Genomic DNA, 20,522 nt, shown 5'->3' on the forward strand with positions numbered 1-20,522 from the left:
CACTAAGGAGGAAATCCTATGTTTAACGAAAAATCAACTTTTAATTGATTTCCAGGTCATATGAATAAAAGTATTAAAGAAATTGAAGAGAAAATTTCAATAGTTGATTTAGTTATAGAAATTGTAGATGCAAGAGCACCATTTTCTACACAAAATCCTTTACTTAGAAAAATTCTAAATAAAAGACCTAGATTAATTATTATGACAAAGTTTGATTTGTCTGATAAAGAAATTACAAATCAATGATCTGATTATTTTAAAAATGCTGGACACAAAGCATATATTGTAAAAGATAAACAAGCAAATATTTACAATGATGTTTTAAAACTTATTAATGAAATGACAAGAGAAAATCAGTTAAAGCAAAAAAGTAGAGGTATAGAAAATCCTCAATTAAATGTTCTTGTTGTTGGAATACCAAACGTTGGTAAATCTACAGTAATTTCAAAACTTTCAAAAGGAAAAAGTTTAAAAATAGCTAATAAACCAGGAGTAACTAGAGGTATGCAAAGAATTATTATGAACAATAGCATAACTTTAATTGATACTCCTGGAATTCTTCCTGCAAAATTTGAAAATGAAACTGTGGCTTGTAATTGTGCAGCAACAAATTCAATTATATTAGATGTAATACCAAAAGAAAGAATGGCAACAAAATTAATGAGATATATTTATAATTCATATCCTTTGTTAATTGAAAATATTTACAAAATTAATAAGAATGTATTAAGACCAATAAATTATGATGATACATTTACTATTTTTGAAGAAATAGCAAAAAGAAATAAGTTTATAATTCTTGATGAAATACCCGATGTTGAAAGAGTTATTGAATTATTTATTCACGATATTATTAATAATAATCTTGGAAAAATTTCTTTTGAAAAGCCAATAGAAATAAAGGAAATATCAAAACAGGCAATTAAAGAAAATGATCTGGATTCAACAGTAGTTAGTGATTTAACAGTAGAATGATAGAAAATAATAGATATTTATTTGATCAAAATATACGACAACAATATAAAGTTACTTTAATATCAGGAAGTGATGAAGTAGGTAGAGGTGCTATGGCAGGCCCAATTGTTGTTGCTTCAGCTATTTTAAAACCAGATTATAATAATTCAAAAATAAAGGATTCTAAATTATTAAATGAAAAACAAAGAGAAGAATTGTATGAAGAAATAAAAGAAAATTGTATTGCATATAGCATTTGTGAATATGATTCAAAATTTGTTGATCAATATAATCCAAAAAAAACAAGTCAAATAGGAATGGTAGAATCTATTAAAAGTTTAAAAGTTAAACCAGATATTTGCTTAATTGATGGAGAAAGTATAAAATTAGTTCGATATAAATGTTTACAAATTATAAAAGGAGATAACTTGAGTATAAGCATAGGAGCTGCAAGTATTATTGCAAAAGTGTACAGAGATAGAATAATGAATAATTTTCATTTAGAATATCCACAGTATAACTTTATAAAAAATAAGGGTTATTGTACAAAAGAACATAAAGAAAAAGTAAAAGAATTTGGTGCTTTAAGTATTCACAGGTTTTCTTATAAACCAATTAAATTTCTAAAGGAGAAATAAAATGAGTTTTAATAAAAGTAATGAAATATATCAAGAATGAATTAATTCAAAACACTTAAATGAAAGTTTAAAAGAAGAGCTTTTAAATGCAACTGATGAAGAATTAAATGCAGCATTTAATGTTCAATTAGAATTTGGTACTGCTGGAATAAGAGGAATACTTGGAGCAGGTCCAGGAAGATTTAATTTATACACAATTAAAAAAGTAACAATGAGTTATGCAAAACTTCTAATATCAAAATATGGAGAAGAATTATCTAGAGGAGTTGTTATTGGCCATGATAATAGAAAGTTTTCAAAAGAATTTTCACAACTAGCAGCTGAAATTTTAACAAGTTTTGGCATTAAAGCTTATTTGTTTAAAAATAATACAATGAAACCAACTCCAGTTGTTTCTTATGCAACAAAGGATTTAAATGCAATTGGAGGAATTGTAATAACTGCAAGTCATAATCCAGCAATTTATAATGGTTATAAGATTTATGATGAATTTGGATGTCAATTAATTGATGAAGATACAAAAATTATTGCTGAATATATGGAAGAATTTCAAGATATATTAAGTTGAAATTATAAAAGTGATGAAGCACTTATTGAAGTAGTTCCTCAAAAAGTTTTAAATAATTATAAGGAAATGATTGCAAATTTACAATTTTATAAAAATAAGTCAAGAGAAGGATTTAAAATGATTTATTCTGCTGTTAATGGAACAGGAACAGAGTTCACACCTCCTTTATTAAAAAAATTTGGCTATGATGTAATTGAAGTAAAAGAACATGCATTTGAAGATTATACATTTAAAAATGTTGGAAATCCAAATCCTGAATTTGAACCTGCATGAAAAATACCATTTGAATATGGAGTTAAAAATAAAGATGCGTCAATTATAATAATTCAAGATCCAGATGCAGATAGAATTGGTTGTGCTGTTAATCACAATGGAGAGTGAATTAGAATTGATGGAAATCAAACAGGTCCTTTATTTATAGAGTGAAAATTAAGTCAAATGAAAAAATTTGATTTAACTCCAATAAATCCTGCTATGTATTCAAGTTTTGTTACAAGTGATTTAGGTGATAGAATTGCAAATGAAACTTATGGAGTAAAGGTAATTAAAACTTTAACAGGATTTAAATGAATGGGATCAGAAATTTTAAAAGAACCAGAAAGAGATTTAAATTTTGTATTTGCATATGAAGAAAGTTATGGTTATGTTTTAGACTCATCAACAAGAGATAAAGATGGTATTCAAGCAACAGTAATGTTAGTTGAAGCTGCATGATATTATAAACAACAAGGTAAAACATTAATTGATGTTTTAAATGATTTATATGCAAAATATGGTTATTATTACACATATACAGAAAATTTAAATTTTAAACCTGAAGAAATAAAATCAAAAGTAGAGCCAATTATGAAAAAACTTAGAGAAGAAGAATTCACAACTTTAGGTGGATTAGAATTAAGTTATGTAGAAGATTATATTGATGGTTTATTCAATATGCCCGGTCAAAATTTAATAAAATTTTACTTTAATGATGGAAGCTGATTTGCAGTAAGACCTTCAGGAACTGAGCCAAAAATTAAAATTTACTTTATTTGTGTTGACAAAGAAGGACAAGCAGCTAAAAATAAATGTGATTTAATATTTAAAGATTTAAAAGAGTTTTTAGAAATTTAATTTAAAAAAATAATACTACGGTATTAGTTTTTATTTTAAAAATAAAAACTTGTTTTACTACAATATAATTATATTGGCAGTATATTTTTTGTAAATCAAATTAAGGAGTAAAAATGAGAACAATAATTATTGGAGGCAGTGCAACTGGAATGGGTGTAGCTGCTAGGTTAAAAAGAAACGATCAAACTTGTGAAATAACAGTTATACAAGACAAAGATTATGTATCTCTTGGAGCGTGTGGTCTTCCATATTTTGTAGCAAATAATTTTGAAGATAAAAATAATTTAATTGCGAGAACAAAAGAACAATTTGAAAAACAAGGTATTAAAGTAATTTCAAATTCAAAAGTGGAAAGTATAGACTTTAAAGATAAAAAAGTTTTTTTCAATAATGAATTTGAAAACTATGACAATTTAGTCATAGCAGTTGGAGCAAAACCTATAGTGCCAAATATTAAAGGTGTCGAAGGAGAAAATGTCTTTACTCTTACAACATTAGAAGATGGAGTATTGTTAAAAGAAAAAATGAATAATGATAAAAGCATTAAAAAAGTTGCTATTATCGGAGCTGGTTTTATTGGTTTAGAAATGACAGAAACTTTTTATGAATTAAAAAAAGAGATATTTTTATTGGAAATGGAAACAAAAGTTATGAAAAGAACTTTTGATGAAGAAATATCTAATTTAATTCAAGAAAAATTGGAAGAAAAAAATATTAATAATTTATTTGGAGAACAATTAGTAGAGATTAAACTAAAAAATAATAAAGTTAATTCTATTTTACTAAAAAGTGGTAAAGAAATAAAAGTTGATGCAGTTCTACTTTCTGTAGGATTTCAACCTAACACAGAATTTTTAAAAAATAGTGAGTTAAAAATGAATGAAAGAGGAGCAATAATTATAAATACAAAAGGTGAAACAAATATTGCTAATGTTTATTCTTCAGGAGATTGTGCTATTTCTAAAAATTTTGTTAATAATCAAGAAATTTATTCACCATTAGCAACTGTTGCAAGTAAATTTGCAAAAGTTATTGCAGATAATATTTCTGGAAAAGAAAATCAATATTTTGGTTCAATTCAAAGTGCAATGTTGAGAATATTTGATCTTGAAATTGCAAGAACAGGTTTAACTGAACAAATGGCAATAGCAAATAAAATAAATGTTAAATCAGTATTCATTAAAGATAAAGATCATACAAATTACACACCAAATCAAAAAGATTTATATCTGAAATTAATTATAAATGGCGATACAAAAGAAATTATAGGAGCTCAAATGGCAGGAAGTAATAATTCTATTTTAAGAATTTATGCTTTAGCAGTTTTAATTTGGCAAAAAGCTAAAGTAAATAGTGCTTTAGAGCAAATTGATTTGCCATATGCACCACCATTTTCAAGAAGTGTGGATATTATTCACATTGCTTTATCAAAATTAAACAAATAAAAAAAGGGGGAAATTAAAATGTTATTCTTGGTTGAAGATCAAGGACACAACTTACTAAGAGATTTTTTGGCAATTAGTACATGACAATCACTTGTATCAATAACGTTGTTTATTTCATTACAAGTAGGTTTGTGATTCTTTTTAAAAAAATATAAATTTGCTTTTATGTACAGAGTTATTTTAGGTATGGGAATTGGTTTATTATTTGGTATAATTTTACAATCTATTATAGGTTTTCCAGATTCAAATTCATTTGAAGAAATTTCAAAACCTTCAAGTGAACTATATTGAATATATGAAATAAATATTTGAGCATCATTCTTTAAAAATATATTTATTAATGGAGTTTATTTATTAACTGTACCTATTGTATTTATAGCAATTTTTAAAATTACTTCTAAACCTGGTGAAACAGGATTGGGAAGAATTACAGCAAAAGGAATTATTTTATTATTATTTAATGTTGCTGTAATGTTTACAATAACATTTTTTATTGGAATGTTATTAAAAGTAGGGCAAGGATTTAATTTACCTTCAGACAATTCAGTGTCTGGAAGAGATAATGTACCGTTGCCTCAAATTATTTGACAGTATATTCCAGATAATATTATTGGAGCATTAGCTAAAAATTCAATTATTCCTGTAATGGTTGTAGGTGCTTTAGCTGGTGGAAGTGTAAAAATTTTATCAAAAAGAAAACAAGTTGAAATGGAAGCTATTAGAAAAGCTATTAATACTGGATGAGATGTAATGATGTCAGTTTTAATGACATTTATGAAAATAATGCCATTAGCTGTAATGTCTATGATTAGTGTTTCAATTACTTCAAGACCAATTGGTTCATTAGTTACAATAGGTAAAGTAATTGGAGTTGGGTATTTAGGAGTAGTTATTGCTCTTGGACTATTGAGTTTAGAAGTTTTTTTAAGTGGAGTAAAATTAGGAGTTTGATGAAAAAAAGCATGAAGACCTTTAGTTCAAGGATTTTCAACGCAATCTTCAAATGCTTCATTGCCAATTACAATGGAAACTTTAACAGAAGATATGAAAATTAATTGAAAAGCAGCAAACACTATACAACCAATTTCAACAACAATGGGGCTAATAGCTTGTGCTGGTGTACAATCTGGACTAGCAACAAGTATTTTATGAACTAGTGATACAAATGGATTAGTACAAGGAATGGGATTATTTACATTCTTTATTATCGCTTTATTTGTAACTATTATTGCTTCACTTGGAATTGCAGGAGTTCCTGGAACTGCTACTGTTGTTACAGTTGGAGTTCTTGGAGGAATGGGCTTTGGAGGTTTTGCAGGAAGCGTTCTTGCAATTATTGCACCTTTAGATGGATTATTTGATATGGGAAGAACTGGAGCAAATGTAATTGGAGGAGTTGCAACAGCAACGATTGTAGCTAAATCTGAAGGATTAATAGAGAAAGACTCTGAACTTTTAAATGAAAAAGGTTTAATATTACAAACACAAATTCTTGCAAAGCATAAAGCAAAAGATGATTATATCCAATCAATTAATTCTATTAGATCTAGTGCCTCAAAAGAAGTCAAAAATAAGGAATTATCTTCTGAAAATAAAAACAAAATTTATACTAAATTAAAAGAAGATATTAAAGAACAACAAGAAAAATATAAATTAAAAATAAAATCATTAAAAGAAGAAAAAAATAAATCTAAAGAAGTTAAAAAATAATGATGAAATTATTTTTAAAATTTAAAATTAAAAAGTTGAAGATATAAATAATAAAATATTTTAATTAGATGATGATACTAATAATAGTTCAAAAATAAAGATTTTTTAGCATTAACACCTAAAAATTCATATACAAAATTATTAATTTTGAAATTACTAAATATAAATAAGTTTATAAAGAATTATTTTGAATTAATAAATTTCAAAGTTCAATTTGATAGTACTAAATATATTAGTTATAAGTAAGTTAATAATAAAATTAAAATAAAAGCAGAGGTAACATTAAAATTAATGTTATTTGCAGATAATGTTAAAGAATTAAAATTATTTAAATTTTCTATAAAAAAATAATTACTGAAAAGTAATTATTTTTTTATTTTTTTAAAACTATTAACGATATTAATATATGTGAGGAATAAAAAAATGAATAATGTGACTATTATAGGACAAATAGAGGGAAATCCTCAAGTTGTTTTTAATTAAAAAGATGGAGTAAAAAAACTATATAAATTTATTTTAAGAGTACCAAGAAATTATAAAACTAAGTCAGGAGAATTAATTGATGATTTTATTAATGTAAAAGTTTGATCTAATGTATTGGGTGAAGAATATGAGTATTTTGATCAATCATATATTGGTATTGAGGGAAGATTGGTTTCATTTGGAAATACTGAAAATAACAATTATGGAAATGAATTAGTTGCAAACAAAGTGATACATTTAAATTAATGGAAAATGTTTTATTATACTTTTCATTAAAATATAATGGTGATTGAGATAAAATTTATCATGCTTTAGATACTAAAGAAAAAATAATTCATAAGGATTTAGAAGAAATTAAAAATAAAATCGAAAGTGACTTTATTACAATATTAAGTCCTTTATATCCAAATTATTTAAAAAATACTCATAAACCACCTTTTGTAATATTTTATAAAGGAGATATTTCATTACTTTCAAAATATCATAAAACTATTGCGATTGTTGGAGGTCAAGAAGTTGATGAATATTGTATTAAAAATATTGAGTTTTTTATGCAAGACTTAGATTTGGAAAATATAATATTTTCAACTATTGAAAATATTGGAGTTAATAATGAAGTTTTAAATAATTCTTTTAAAAATCAATATAAAGTAATTAAAATAATTGAAGAAAGTATGAAAGATTATCTTAAAAGAACTATTGATTTACCAGAAAAAAGTAATTTTTTAATAATTACAGAAGTATATGAATCAAACTATTCAATGAATAGTAAATTAATCGAGTATTCTAATAGGATGCTTTGTGGAGTTTCCAAAGGAATTGTTTTTATTCAATTTAAGAATAGTGATCCAATAAATAAACTATTTAATTTCGCAGTAAATGAAGGAAAAGATATTTTTGCAATACCAAATGCTCTTTTTTCTAAAGAGGGAACTAATAAATTAATAAAAAATGGATCAAAATTAATAGAAAATGCAAAAGATATATTAAATGAAATTTAATAGTGATATAATGAATTTGTGGTAGATATATCACGCTTGTAGGGCGATAGCCTAAAAAACTAAGTATAAATTAACTAATCATTTTATTCCCGACACACAAATGATAAGAATAATGTTAATTAGAGAGATATTTTATATCTCTTTTTTTTGTTTTTTTTAATGTATAATTTTTTAAGATATTTAAAAGAAAAAAAGGTGAAAAATTAAAATGGCTAAAATAAAAATTGAAAATAAAGATATTAAGCCTGAAATGAAAATAAAGAGAAGTGGTAAATCATTTTTTGCAATTATTTGGCATTACATAAAAAAACATCCAGTTATTGGAATATTTTTAGTATTACTTACTTTGGCTTCATCGATTACTAGTGTATTAAGTCCTAAAATAATTGAAAATATTATGACTGTTTTAACAGCTCCAACTGGTCTTGGAGATGATTGACAAACAGCAGATATTTCATCAATTCAAGCCTTACTTAATAAGATTCATGATAATAGAAATACTTTATTAGTAACTGTTCATGGTGAGCCAGGCAATTACTTCTTTACAACAATTCTTTTTGGTTTCAATTTACGTTGACAAGATTGAATTTATGTTCAAATAGGTTTATTTGCATCATTGGCAATATTTACATTTGCTTCAAATTTCCTTGCAGGAATTATGGGTAAAAATATTGAAATTCAATTAAGAAATAAAGCACTTGAAAAATTAGTTAAACAAGATATGAGTTATTATTCAGATAAAAAAATTGGTGAAATTTTAACAAAAATTGTATCTGATACACAAATTATAGGAGATCAAGCACAACAAATACCAGTAACAATGATGAGTGCTGCATTTACATTCTTTGGAGCATTAATTATGATGTTTACAATTAATATTTACTTAACAATAGTTGTAATAGTTACTATGGCAATTATAGTTACTTCAATTTTTTCTACATTTGGAGTTGTAAAAAAAGCTGCTTTAAAAACAAGAGATTCAATTACAAATATTAATGGAGATGTGACTGATAGAATTTCTACAGTTAGATTAATTAAAGCTTCAGGAACAGAAAATTATGAAACTGAAAGATTTAAAGAAATTCATAAAGATTATTTTAAAAAATCAAGTAGTTTAATAAAATTACAATCAATAGTTGTTACTGTTTTAGTTGCAGGGGTCAGTTCAATTCAAATGATTATTGTTATAGCTGCAGCTATAAAATGACACAATGAACCTGGAATACTTTCAATAGTTTTAACAGCGTTTATTTCATCAGTTGGAACAATGGTTGGTCCAATTATGCAAGTTGCCAGATTACAAGCTGGATTGATAATGGCTTCAACTTCTGCTGTTAGAATAGCAGAAATTCTTGAAGCAAAATCAAGAATTGATCCTCACTATGATCCTAGTGAAGGAATTCATATTGAAAATATTGATAAAGATATTATTTTTAAAGATGTTGAATTTAGATATCCTGAAAAACCAGAAAAATTAATTATTCCTAAATTTTCATTTAAATTTGAACATGGTAAATCATATGCATTTGTTGGAGAAACTGGAGCAGGTAAATCAACAATTGCAAAACTTTTATTAAGATTTTATGATCCATACAAAGGTAGTGTTTTAATAAATGAAAAATATGATTTAAAAGATTTGAATTTAGGAAGTTATTTAGATAAAGTTGGTTATGTTGAACAAGAGCCACAAATTCTATTTGGAGATGTTTTAGATAACATTAAATATGGAAGATTTGATGCAACTGATGAAGAAGCAATTGAAGCTGCTAAATTAGCTGAATTACATGATTTGGTTATGACATGACCAGAAGGATATAAAACAATTCTTGGTGAAAGAGGGTTTATGTTATCAGGAGGTCAAAAGCAAAGACTTGTTATTGCAAGAATGTTTTTAAAAGATCCACAATTATTAATTTTAGATGAAGCAACAAGCGCTTTAGACAACATTGTAGAAAAAGAAATTCAATCAAAATTAGATAGCTTAATGAAAGGTAGAACAACTGTTACTATCGCACATAGATTAAGTACTATTAAAAATGTTGATCAAATTATTGTCTTGGCACCAGAAAAAGGTATTGCTCAGGTGGGAACTTTTAGTGAACTAAAAAATAAAGAAGGACATTTTAAAAAACTATATGATGCAGGTCTCATGGGTTAAAAAAAAGAACTATTAAAGTTCTTTTTTATTATTAAAATATTTTTAATTTTTTTTTATATTTTTTCTAAAATTTTTTTAGTATATTATAAAAAGTAGATAACTTTAAAGTATAGAAAGTATGAATATAATGATAAAAGATAAAAAAAAATTACAAATTGATGAAACTAGAGCTTTAGTTGAAATTGTAAATGTATCAAAAGTTTATAAGAATAAAAAAAACCCTAGATGATGTTAGTTTAATTATTAATCCAGGAGATAGAATTGGTATAATTGGTCCTAATAGTGGGGGTAAATCTACATTAAGTGAAATTATTGGTGGAATTAGAAAACCAACAACAGGGAAAGTTACTAAACAAGAAAATATGACTATTGGTTTACAATTTCAAGAATCAAAATATCCAATTGGTATAACAGTTTTGGATATGATTAAGTATTATTTAGAAACTTTTAATATTCCAATGATAGAAGAAAAATTAAATGAGATTTTAAAAAAATTTCAAATAGATAATTTTAAAAAGAAATTTATAGAAAAATTAAGTAGAGGACAACAACAAAGAGTAAATATTCTTTTAAGTTTAATTCATAATTCTGATTTGGTTATATTTGATGAAATTTCAACTGGTCTTGATATTGAAGTTAGAAGTGAAATTTTTGATGTAATTAAAGAAAATGTTATAAATAAAAATAAAGCAATGATTTTAGTCACACATATGATGAATGAAATTGAAGAACTTTGTGAAAAATATATTTATATTGACAATGGAATAATTAAAGAAAGAGGTTTTGTAAAAGATTTAGTAGAAAAATATGGATCAGTTCATAATTTTACATGAAAAAAATTTAAAGAACAAAAAGCTATGGATATAAAATCTGTATCAGATCATCATAATAATATAAAAAATAAAAATAAACTTGATAAAATAATAAATAGTGAAAAAAATAAAGGTAAAAATATACCTTTAATAAAATTATTATTGAAATATTATTACAAAGGTTTTGCAGTTCATTTTTTCTTATTTTTCTTTCCATTAATTTTATTATTTTTACAGGGAATTGTATCTAAATTAATGCCTGTAGCTGAGGGTCAAAATAAATGAATTTTATTGCATAATTCAATAGGTTCTTTATCGCTTATGCAAATAATATCTGTTGGTATTTTTATAGTTCCTCAAACTATTTTGGAATTTAAAAATAGTGTTCTTATGAAAAGGATAGGAGCTACAAATATAAAACCAATATTTTTTATATTAAATGTTGTTACTATGGGAATATTTTTTATGATAATTGGTTTTTTATGAACATTGCTTTGAGCAGGAATAATGTTTGGTAATGAATTTGGATGAGCAAATGTTGCTTTGCCATATCAATTTGGTCAATCTTTACCTTTTTTACTATTAACTATAGTTCAATCAGTATCATTAGGAATGTTATTTGCTACTATATTTAAATCAACAACAACTTATATTGCTGTTTAAAATGTTCTTTATATGTTAATAATATTTTTAAGTGGAACATTTATTCCAATTGATTTAATTATGGCAAGTAGTGCTTTAAAATATGTTACTTATTTAAATATTCTATGGACCCATTTATAAGTGCTTGAGCAGGTAGATTTGTTTTTAATTTAACTACAGGAATCTATCTTGGAGTTTCTCTTTCTATAGTTACTGCATTTACATTAGAAGCTTCATTTAAACTTAAATGAGAATCATAATATAAAATAAGTTTTTAAAATTAAAATGAAGTTAGCACTTTTTATTTATTTTTTTATATTTATTTTTTGTTATAATTTATAAATGGAAAAAATAGTTAATATTATTGGAGCAGGTCTTTCAGGTTGTGAAGTAGCTTATCAATTATCAAAAAGAAATATAAAAGTAAAATTATATGAAAAAAAACTATTGAAAGGAATCCTGTTCAAAAATTGAATTATTTTGCAGAATTAGTTTGTTCAAATACTTTAAGATCTACAGATTTAAAAAATGCTGTAGGTACTCTTAAAGAGGAAATGAGAATGTTTGACTCATTAATAATAAAAGCAGCAGAATTTAGTCAAATTCCAGCTGGTGGAAGTTTAGCAGTTGATAGAGATAAATTTTCAAAGTATATTACTGATGCAATAAAAAATGATAATAATATTGAAGTCATTGAAAAGGAATATACAAAAATTAATAAAAATGAAATAACTTTAATTGCATCAGGACCTTTAACAAGTGAGAATTTACAAGTTGAGATTGCTTCATTAATTGGTGAAGATTATTTTTATTTTTTTGATGCTGTTGCACCAATTATTACAAAAGACTCTATTGATATGAATATTGCTTTTAGAAAAAATAGATATGAAAAGGGTGAAACACAAGATTATATAAATTGCCCTATGAATAGAGAACAATATGAGTTATTTTACAATGAACTTATAAATGCTCAATTAGCTCCAGTTCATTTAGAGTCAGAAAAAAATTTAAAATATTTTGAAGGTTGTATACCTGTTGAAGTTATGGCAAAAAGAGGTTTTGATACATTAACTTATGGTCCATTAAAACCTGCGGGACTTAGAAATTTAGATGGAAGCAATAATTTTGCAGTTGTTCAATTAAGACAAGATAATGCAGCTGATAATTTATATAATTTTGTTGGTTTTCAAACAAATTTAACATGAGCTGAACAAAAAAGAGTGTTTAGATTAATTCCGGGATTAGAAAAAGCTGATTTTATAAGATATGGTGTTATGCATCAAAATAATTTTATTAATTCACCAAAACTTTTAAATGAGTTTAATCAATTAAAATTAAATCCAAATATTTTTTTTGTTGGACAAATAACAGGAGTTGAAGGTTATGTTGAATCAACTTCTTCAGGAATAATTGCAGCAATCAATATAGCAAGAATGATTGAAAGAAAAGAACTTAAAAAATTTCCAAAAGATACTGTAATGGGAGCATTACAAAATTATATAATTTCAACTAATTCAAAAAATTTTCAACCAATGAAAGCAAATTGAAGTATTGTTGAAAATTTAGAAATTAAGTTTAAAATTAAAAAAGAACAAAAGAAGGAATTTTATTCAAATAGAGCAATAAATTCAATGAAACAGTTTATTAAAACTCTATTTTAATAGATGAAAGGTAAAAATGAAAGAAATTGATAAGCAAAGCATTTTTTGATTTGGATTGCATAATTTAGTTCAAGAAAATGCTCAGTTAAAATATTATATTACTACTCAAAAAGAACTTATCTATAATTTATATCCAGTAGTTTATTTAGGAGTTATTCAATATTCTCTTTATAGAGGAATTGTTTTAGATGAAATACCTTTAGAGGAAAGCAACTCCTATACTGAATATATTTTAGAAAGATATGATGAAATTTATAAAACTAGGTATAGATTTGTAAAAGATAAGCCTAAAAAAGCTAATTTAAAAGATATTGAAATATATCATTTATGTGAAGAAATAATTTCAGATTTATTGCTTCCTTATATAAATGAATATTGTTTTAGAACTTATGATATGTGAAAAAATTTGGCTCAAGCATATATAAGAGAATGTACAATAAATTACGAATATGATATAAACCATAAATCAGATGATGGAAAAACAAAAACTTCAATGCTTTATCCATTTTTCTTTACATTAAGTTTAATTGTTATACAAGAAAAACAAGGTCTATATCAAAGAATTGAAAAATGTTATAAAAAAGAAGTTCTTTTAAGAAAATTTAATTTAGGAAGAGAATGACAAGCAAAAGAATTAGATTATTTAACTGAAACATATGAATTAATTAAAAATGATGAAGAGTGATTGTTATTTTTAAGTAATTTTTCCTCATCAAAATGAGATAATTTTGATTTAAAAGAAAGATTTAAAGCTTTATTTCAATTAACAAAATTAACAACAATATTAATGAAAGATGAAATTAGTGCAGTTACAATGCTTGATGATGGTGAAGAATTATTTGATCAAGTTAAAAATTATTTACCTTTATTTATTTTTGAAGATAAAGTATTTAAAAGTAAAAATGAACTTAAAAGAAATTTTAAAAATTCAAAAATAAAAGTATTATCACCTTTTGCAAATCAAAATATAAATGTAGAAGTTTTAATACCATATATTGAAACAAAAGGTGAAAGATTTGTAAATTATAATAAAGATACTTTAATAAGAACTTCAGAAATTATATATACTGTTCTTGCAAAATTAAGGTTAGTATTATTAATTCATGAATATTTACCTAATTTAATTGATTCTAGAATATTGCCAAATAAAAAATTATTTGTAGATGTTCTTAATTTATTTGAAGAATTAAAAGAAGGTAAATTTAAAAGAAATTTAGATGTTGATAATTTATTAGTATCAGATTTTTTAATTACAGAGGATGATATTAATGAAATTTTAGAATTAAAATATACAAATATTGATGATTTTTATAATAAAGCTTGTTTTTATAAAATAGGAAAAATTATGAGCTTAATGCTTGGTGTTGAAAGTAAAACAGCATTTAACATGAATTATGATTTATTTGAATTGTTTAAAAATATAATAATTTTAATGGGACCTCATCCTCTTGATCATACAGTTCAAACACATGAAGTTATTGAAAAATTATACTCAAATTTTAAATTAATGTGTTTTGAATATGAAAAATTACTGGAAATAAATTTACTTAAATCAAAAAAATATATTTCTAATTTGGAGTTGCCTTTAAAATTACTAAGATGAAAAAAAGATTAAAAATAAATAGTATTAGTTAAAAAAATTTGCTATTATTATTTTGTCTTATTTTGCCCACGTAGCTCAGTAGGATAGAGCATGCGCCTTCTAAGCGTAGGGTCAGAAGTTCGAATCTTCTCGTGGGCGCCATTAAGAAAATATATACTAGTTTACGAACTAGTATTTTTTTTATAATTTTGTAATATAATAGTGAATAGAAAAAATCAGGAGCATATATTATGAAATTAAAATATAATCAGAAAATTTCAAATAATGATAAATATAATTTAATAGCAACGACCTACTTAAGTTATTTTGTAGATCCAGTTTATAATCATTTTAATAGAATAAAATTAAATGATTTTGAAATATTAGAGTGTGATAACCATTCAAATGCAATGATTACAAGTAATTGAAATTATAAAAGTAATTTTTCAGAGGAAATAAAAAAATATAAACCAAAATATTTAATTAATTTTACTGAGAAAGCTTATAATAAAGAAATATTAGAAGATATTAAATTTAAGGGTAGTTATAAATTTATGTCACTAAATTTAAATAAAGTTAAAAAATTTAGTAATTATGAAATTGAAAATACTCATTTCTTAAAATTAGATGATATAAAAGAATTAGACTCATTTATAAAAATAATAACGTAAGTATTTAGTGATGAAGTAAGTGATTCTAATAAATTTTATGGAATTTTTGATGAATATAAGCAAATAAGTGAATTATTTATTGTTAAACATAACAATAAAATTGTTGGAACAGGTCATTTAATAAATTTGGATAATAAATGTACAATTATTGATGATATTGCAATTAGTGAAACTACAAAGGGGAAAGGTATTGCAACATTTTTAATGAAAGCTCTTATAAATTGAGTTTTAGAAAAAAATCAAAATGAACTTTATTTATTTGCAAGTGAAAAGGCTTTTAATATTTATAAAAAACTAGGTTTTAAAGAAAAAAAATTTTGAATTGAACAATTTCAATTCAAATATTAGTTTATTAAAGAAAAGTTAGGAATGAAGAAATGAAAAAATTTAGTATACAATTGGTATTTATATGTTTGTTATTTTTTATGTATTATTTTTATAATGCATGAGTAAATAGTTTTGATAAAACAGATTTAATGTTTCAATTATTTGATCCTTTTAAATTAATTTTATTGGGTATGATTTTTACTGTAATTTATGCAGCTATTAAAAATCTATTATTTTCTAGATTTGTCAATTTGAAAAATTATAGAAAAAATTTAAGAAATAATATATTATTTGAGTTTGAAAATACAATAACTTATATTGAAAGTTTAAAAAAAATTATTAATCATAATGATGCTTTAGAAGCAAAAAAAGCTTTAAAACACTTTAAAACAATAAGTTATAAACCTATTTATATTTCAAATTTTATGGAAGTTTTAGCAAATGCACTTTTAATGGAAAAAGATATTTCTGTATATGCTAATTCTGTTGAAGTAATTTTAGAAAATATTAATACTAATTTTAAATTAGAAAGAGAAAGAATTCTTAAAAATCAAAAAGGAATGATGGAAATAAAAATGTCTGAATCTTATTTTACAAATAGTAGTTGAGATTCAATTAAATATAATTTAGCTTTAAATAATCTAGATAATAGCAAATCAAGTAGATGAAAAATCTCTAGTTTATATATTTCCAAATTTAAAAATTCACTTTTTATATCATTTATGATTAATATTGTAATTTTTTCTTTTGTAGGAATTGGAATGTACATAAATAAAGTGACTTTTAACAACTATGTATTTGTAGTTTTTATTGTTTCATTGCTTTTAATTGCTATGATTCATTACAATCTTTCAATATTTTTATCTTCAAGAAAAATTAATATAAATATTTATTGAACTCATTTATTTGTTTACTATTTAATAATTATAATAATATTTGCAAATATTATTTTGAATGTTATTAACATATGTTTTTGGTGGTCTTTTAGAGTTGTTAGAAAATAGTAAATTTAACTGAAAAAGTTCTATTGAAACTTTTATAGTACCTTTAATTATATTTATAACTACTTTAACTATAAATATAATGTCAATTAAAAGTGATAATAATAGTTTATATATAATAAATTTTGCTATATTAGTATTATTTTGAGTTTTCACAGGTATATGAAATAAATTTTTCTCAAAATAATTAAAACTTAAAAATATTTTTATAAGACTAAAATTTTATATTAAATAAAATCATTTAGCATAAAGTCAATAAAGACTTTAATATTAAAACGTTATGAAAAGAAGTATACATACTAAAGTTTGTTATAAATGTAAATTAAAAATTGATGAAAAGGAATTATATAAATATTTTGAAGAAGAAGATATTTTTTCTAATAGGGTAATATTTTATGCTCATGAGGAATGTTTAAAATAAGTATGTTAAGTAATTTAACTTGACATACTTATTTTTTAGTTTATTATTATTAATGTTATTAAATAGAAAAAAGGAGGAAACATGGTTAAATTAAGATTAAAAAGATCTGGTAAAAAAAGAGCAGCATTTTATAGAATTGTTGCTTCTGATGCTCGTGTTAAACGTGATGGAGAATATATAGAATTAATTGGAACTTATAATCCAATTAATGGCGAAGTAAATGTTCAAAAAGAAATAGCATTAAAATGATTACAACAAGGTGCACAACCAACAGATACTGTAAGAAATATTCTTTCAAAAGAAGGTGTTATGACTGATTTACACAATGCTAAATTAGCAAGTAAAAACACGCAACCTAAAAAAGAAAAAATTTCTAAAAAGCCTGTAGCTAAAAAATCAACAACTTCAGCTAAAAAACCAGCAAATAAAAAAGAAGTTTCTGCAGAATAATTATGAAAAATGTTTTTAAAACATTAGAAGAATTTTTAAAAAATATTATTCCATCTGAAATTAAATATGTTTTTAAAGAAAAATATGAAACTGATCAAAAATATGAATTTATATTAGTAATTGAGAAAAAAGATTTTATTCTTTTTAAAGATAAAAAACTAAATCTTATTGAATCAGTTACTAATATCTGCAATTCTCAAGCATCAACTTTTTTAAAAAAAATAGTTATAGATTTAGAGGTATTAGAATCATATGTTTAATAATCTAAAAAAAATAGGAAAAATTGTTGGAACTCATGGTTTAAAAGGAGAAATTAAGTTCAAATTAGAAAATAATTTTATTCTTACTGGTAATTTTGAAAATAAGCAATTTTTTTTAGAAAATAGTTTAAAAAATTTAGATGTATTTGAAGTTAAGAAATCTTATTTCTTAAATAAAAAACATATAATAGCTCTTGAAAATATAACAAATATTGATAGTGCTCAGAAATTAATAAATAATATAGTTTATGTTAAAAAAGATTCTGAATTTGTTGAAGAAGCATTTAGTTATATAAATTTTCAATGTTTTTACAATGGTCAACTTTATGGAAAAGTTATTGATGAAATGTTCAATGGAGCACAAGATTTAATTAAATTAAAAACTAAAACTAATGAATTTTGGATTCCTTGTGTTGATTTTTATCTTCAAAAAGTTGATGTAATGAACAAAGAAATATATTTAAAAGAAATTGAGGTTTTATTATAATTAAATTTTCAATTATTACTTTATTTTCAAATTTAATTAATTCATATATTTCAGAGTCAATTATTAAAAAAGCTATTGAAAAAAATAGTATTGAAGTTGAAATTATTAATATCAGAGATCATACAAATTTTAAGCACAATCAAGTTGATGATTATCAATTTGGTGGAGGTAAAGGTATGGTTCTAATGGTTGAACCCGTTGTAAATGCAATTGAAAGTTGCAAAAAAGAAAATAGTTTAGTTATTTTAACAAGTCCTCAGGGAAAAACCTGAAATAAAAATCTTGCAAGAGAGTATGCTTTAACTAAAGAACACATAATATTAATTTGTGGACATTATGAAGGTTTTGATGAAAGAATTTTAGAATATGTAGATTTAGAATTATCAATTGGAGATTATGTTTTAACAGGTGGAGAAATTCCAAGTATAGCAATTTTAGATTCAATAACAAGATTGATTGATGGAGTTATTGCAAAAGATTCTCATCTAAATGATAGTTTTGAAAATAATTTATTGGATCATCCAGTTTATACTAAACCAATTAATTTTAAAGGAAAAATTGTTCCCGAAGTTCTAACTAGTGGACATCATGCAAATATTGAAAAATTTCGTCAAGAAGGTAGATTAAAAAATACTTTAATTAAAAGACCAGATCTTTTAGAGAAAAGTAAGTTATCAAAAACAGATTTAGAATTTATTGAAAAATTAACAAAAATGAAAGGAGAAAATTAAATATGAATATGTTAACAAAAAATACAAAAGCTTTAATTGATGAACAATTAAATAATAATATTCCAAATTTTACATCAGGAGATACTATTAAAGTTAATGTAAAAATTAAAGAGGGAGAAAAGTATCGTATTCAAGCTTTTGAAGGTGTAGTTATTAAAAATCAAGGAAGTGGAATTTCATACTCAGTATGTGTAAGAAAAAACTCAAATGGTGTTTTTGTTGAAAGAACATTTCCAGTTCATTCACCAATTATTGAGTCAATTGAAATTATTAAATGTGGACGTGTAAGAAGAGCAAGAATTTACTATATTAGAAAATTATCAGGTAAAGCAGCACGTATTAAAGAAGTTATTAATAATAAATCAAAAGATACTAATTCAATGAAAAAAGCAGTTAAAAAATAAGCAGAAGCTTATTTTTTTTATATATAATGAAAAAACTTATATGCTATAATTTTTTAGTTACAGATATTTTTTAAATATTTTGTTTTTTTAGTTTTTCTCTATATTTTAATTGTGAAGTACTTATATATATTTAAAATTAAAAATTTATTATTAAATAGTAATCAAAAATTGAATAAACTTAAAAATAGTTTCAGCTTTATTTAATGTAAAGGTGAATTAAAAAAGGTAAAATATAAGATATTAAGAGGTGAAGTATGAAAAATTACTATGATGAAATATTGCAAAAAGTTTTAGAATCTGAAGAACAAAATAATTTGCAAGAAGCTTTAAAATTAATTTCAGAAGAATTAGATGCACCATATGTACCTCAAGATTTTTTAGAAAAACTTCAAAAAATAGAAATTAGATTAATAGAAAAAATAAATTCAAATAAAAATAATTCATTTAATTGAAATATTGATAAAGTTTTAGAAGCTATGTCTAAAAAACTTAATCAGGATGTTCAATTAATAGCTTTTGATGCTCTTAGAGGTTTGAATGCAAGACTTATAATTAAGGAAATAAAAGAGTATTTACAAAATCCAGAAATTAATTCAGAGTATAAAAGTTTTTTAATATTAGTTTTAATTGAACAAGCAATAGATGAAGATTTAATTGTGCAAAAAAATAATCAAAGTATTTTAATAAATCCATTAAAGTATGATTTATTAAAAACACAAGAAATTTTTAAAGATTTAGAGTTAAAAATAGAACAAGTTGTATATTATAGTAATCCCAGTTTATTTAATATTTGTGAAAATGTTGCAAATACTTATTTTTACCATGTTTTTCCTATATTTAATTTTGATGATAATACTTTAAATGATTTGGCTATGGCTATAATTATGAAATCATCAAATTCACTTGGTTTAGAATGAAATAAAAAATTAGAATTAGAATTAAATTTTAATAAAGAAAATACAATGTTATTATTAAATGAGTTGAATGAAATTATTTAAAAGAG

General features: G+C 23.4%; 20 protein-coding genes, 1 tRNA gene and 1 pseudogene. All 22 read left to right on the forward strand.

The genetic code is table 4. From position 1 onward, the window contains the following. Positions 1-18 precede the first annotated feature (18 nt). The 22 genes and pseudogenes from ylqF to AACK92_RS02115 all read left to right on the forward strand — a co-directional run bounded on the left by ylqF (position 19) and on the right by AACK92_RS02115 (position 20,517). The gene (ylqF, locus tag AACK92_RS02005) at positions 19-978 is read left to right on the forward strand and encodes a ribosome biogenesis GTPase YlqF (protein ID WP_339021483.1); all 960 of its coding nucleotides are present in this window, start codon (positions 19-21) and stop codon (positions 976-978) included. Further along, positions 972-1,592 carry a ribonuclease HII gene (locus AACK92_RS02010; RefSeq protein ID WP_339021484.1) on the forward strand — a complete coding sequence of 207 codons (621 nt, stop codon included), beginning with the start codon at positions 972-974 and terminating at the stop codon, positions 1,590-1,592. Before ylqF ends, AACK92_RS02010 begins: the two co-directional genes overlap by 7 nt. Position 1,593: 1 nt before the next feature. Then, complete coding sequence (locus tag AACK92_RS02015; protein WP_339021486.1) at positions 1,594-3,273, forward strand: phospho-sugar mutase; 1,680 nt, start codon at positions 1,594-1,596, stop codon at positions 3,271-3,273. A 113-nt stretch (positions 3,274-3,386) separates the two neighbouring features. Further along, positions 3,387-4,718 (forward strand): CoA-disulfide reductase, encoded by a 1,332-nt coding sequence (locus AACK92_RS02020; RefSeq protein ID WP_339021488.1) that lies wholly within the window; start codon positions 3,387-3,389, stop codon positions 4,716-4,718. Positions 4,719-4,736: 18 nt separating this feature from the next. Next, positions 4,737-6,428, forward strand: a complete 1,692-nt coding sequence (locus tag AACK92_RS02025; RefSeq protein WP_339021490.1) for a dicarboxylate/amino acid:cation symporter — start codon at positions 4,737-4,739, stop codon at positions 6,426-6,428. Between the two features lie 597 nt (positions 6,429-7,025). Continuing rightward, on the forward strand, positions 7,026-7,157 hold the full coding sequence (locus AACK92_RS02030) for a hypothetical protein (protein WP_339021492.1): 132 nt from the start codon (positions 7,026-7,028) through the stop codon (positions 7,155-7,157). Next, positions 7,157-7,912, forward strand: coding sequence for a DNA-processing protein DprA (locus AACK92_RS02035; protein ID WP_339021493.1), 756 nt, complete (start codon positions 7,157-7,159; stop codon positions 7,910-7,912). Before AACK92_RS02030 ends, AACK92_RS02035 begins: the two co-directional genes overlap by 1 nt. A 208-nt stretch (positions 7,913-8,120) precedes the next feature. Next, on the forward strand, positions 8,121-10,070 hold the full coding sequence (locus AACK92_RS02040) for an ABC transporter ATP-binding protein (protein ID WP_339021495.1): 1,950 nt from the start codon (positions 8,121-8,123) through the stop codon (positions 10,068-10,070). Positions 10,071-10,258: 188 nt separating this feature from the next. Further along, a complete protein-coding gene (locus tag AACK92_RS02045) occupies positions 10,259-11,545 on the forward strand; it encodes an ATP-binding cassette domain-containing protein (protein WP_339021498.1) in 1,287 nt (428 codons plus the stop codon). Between the two features lie 104 nt (positions 11,546-11,649). Further along, positions 11,650-11,784, forward strand: coding sequence for a hypothetical protein (locus tag AACK92_RS02050; RefSeq protein ID WP_339021500.1), 135 nt, complete (start codon positions 11,650-11,652; stop codon positions 11,782-11,784). Positions 11,785-11,866: 82 nt separating this feature from the next. Beyond that, positions 11,867-13,185: pseudogene (trmFO, locus tag AACK92_RS02060) on the forward strand (methylenetetrahydrofolate--tRNA-(uracil(54)-C(5))-methyltransferase (FADH(2)-oxidizing) TrmFO). Between the two features lie 16 nt (positions 13,186-13,201). Then, positions 13,202-14,800: a hypothetical protein gene (locus tag AACK92_RS02065; RefSeq protein WP_339021504.1), complete on the forward strand. Its 1,599-nt coding sequence runs from the start codon at positions 13,202-13,204 to the stop codon at positions 14,798-14,800. 52 nt (positions 14,801-14,852) lie between these two features. Further along, a tRNA-Arg gene (locus AACK92_RS02070) sits at positions 14,853-14,929 on the forward strand. 89 nt (positions 14,930-15,018) lie between these two features. Next, positions 15,019-15,438 carry a hypothetical protein gene (locus tag AACK92_RS02075; protein ID WP_339021506.1) on the forward strand — a complete coding sequence of 140 codons (420 nt, stop codon included), beginning with the start codon at positions 15,019-15,021 and terminating at the stop codon, positions 15,436-15,438. Between the two features lie 42 nt (positions 15,439-15,480). Beyond that, complete coding sequence (locus tag AACK92_RS02080; RefSeq protein ID WP_422397880.1) at positions 15,481-15,786, forward strand: GNAT family N-acetyltransferase; 306 nt, start codon at positions 15,481-15,483, stop codon at positions 15,784-15,786. 29 nt (positions 15,787-15,815) lie between these two features. Next, entirely contained in the window at positions 15,816-16,769 is a 954-nt protein-coding gene (locus tag AACK92_RS02085; protein WP_339021508.1) for a hypothetical protein, read from the forward strand. 499 nt (positions 16,770-17,268) lie between these two features. Next, positions 17,269-17,637: a 30S ribosomal protein S16 gene (gene rpsP / locus AACK92_RS02090; protein ID WP_339021510.1), complete on the forward strand. Its 369-nt coding sequence runs from the start codon at positions 17,269-17,271 to the stop codon at positions 17,635-17,637. A gap of 2 nt (positions 17,638-17,639) precedes the next feature. After that, positions 17,640-17,897 (forward strand): hypothetical protein, encoded by a 258-nt coding sequence (locus tag AACK92_RS02095; RefSeq protein ID WP_339021511.1) that lies wholly within the window; start codon positions 17,640-17,642, stop codon positions 17,895-17,897. Then, a complete protein-coding gene (rimM, locus tag AACK92_RS02100; protein ID WP_339021513.1) occupies positions 17,890-18,384 on the forward strand; it encodes a ribosome maturation factor RimM in 495 nt (164 codons plus the stop codon). Before AACK92_RS02095 ends, rimM begins: the two co-directional genes overlap by 8 nt. Next, positions 18,384-19,115, forward strand: coding sequence for a tRNA (guanosine(37)-N1)-methyltransferase TrmD (trmD, locus tag AACK92_RS02105; protein WP_422397881.1), 732 nt, complete (start codon positions 18,384-18,386; stop codon positions 19,113-19,115). The genes rimM and trmD overlap by 1 nt, the downstream gene beginning before the upstream one ends. 8 nt (positions 19,116-19,123) lie before the next feature. Further along, positions 19,124-19,519: a 50S ribosomal protein L19 gene (gene rplS / locus AACK92_RS02110; RefSeq protein ID WP_422397882.1), complete on the forward strand. Its 396-nt coding sequence runs from the start codon at positions 19,124-19,126 to the stop codon at positions 19,517-19,519. A gap of 254 nt (positions 19,520-19,773) precedes the next feature. After that, complete coding sequence (locus AACK92_RS02115; RefSeq protein WP_339021518.1) at positions 19,774-20,517, forward strand: DUF3196 family protein; 744 nt, start codon at positions 19,774-19,776, stop codon at positions 20,515-20,517. The last annotated feature ends 5 nt before the right edge of the window (positions 20,518-20,522 follow it).

Source organism: Spiroplasma endosymbiont of Atherix ibis, from assembly GCF_964020005.1.
In the GTDB taxonomy this organism is placed as follows: domain Bacteria; phylum Bacillota_I; class Bacilli_A; order Mycoplasmatales; family Mycoplasmataceae; genus Spiroplasma_A.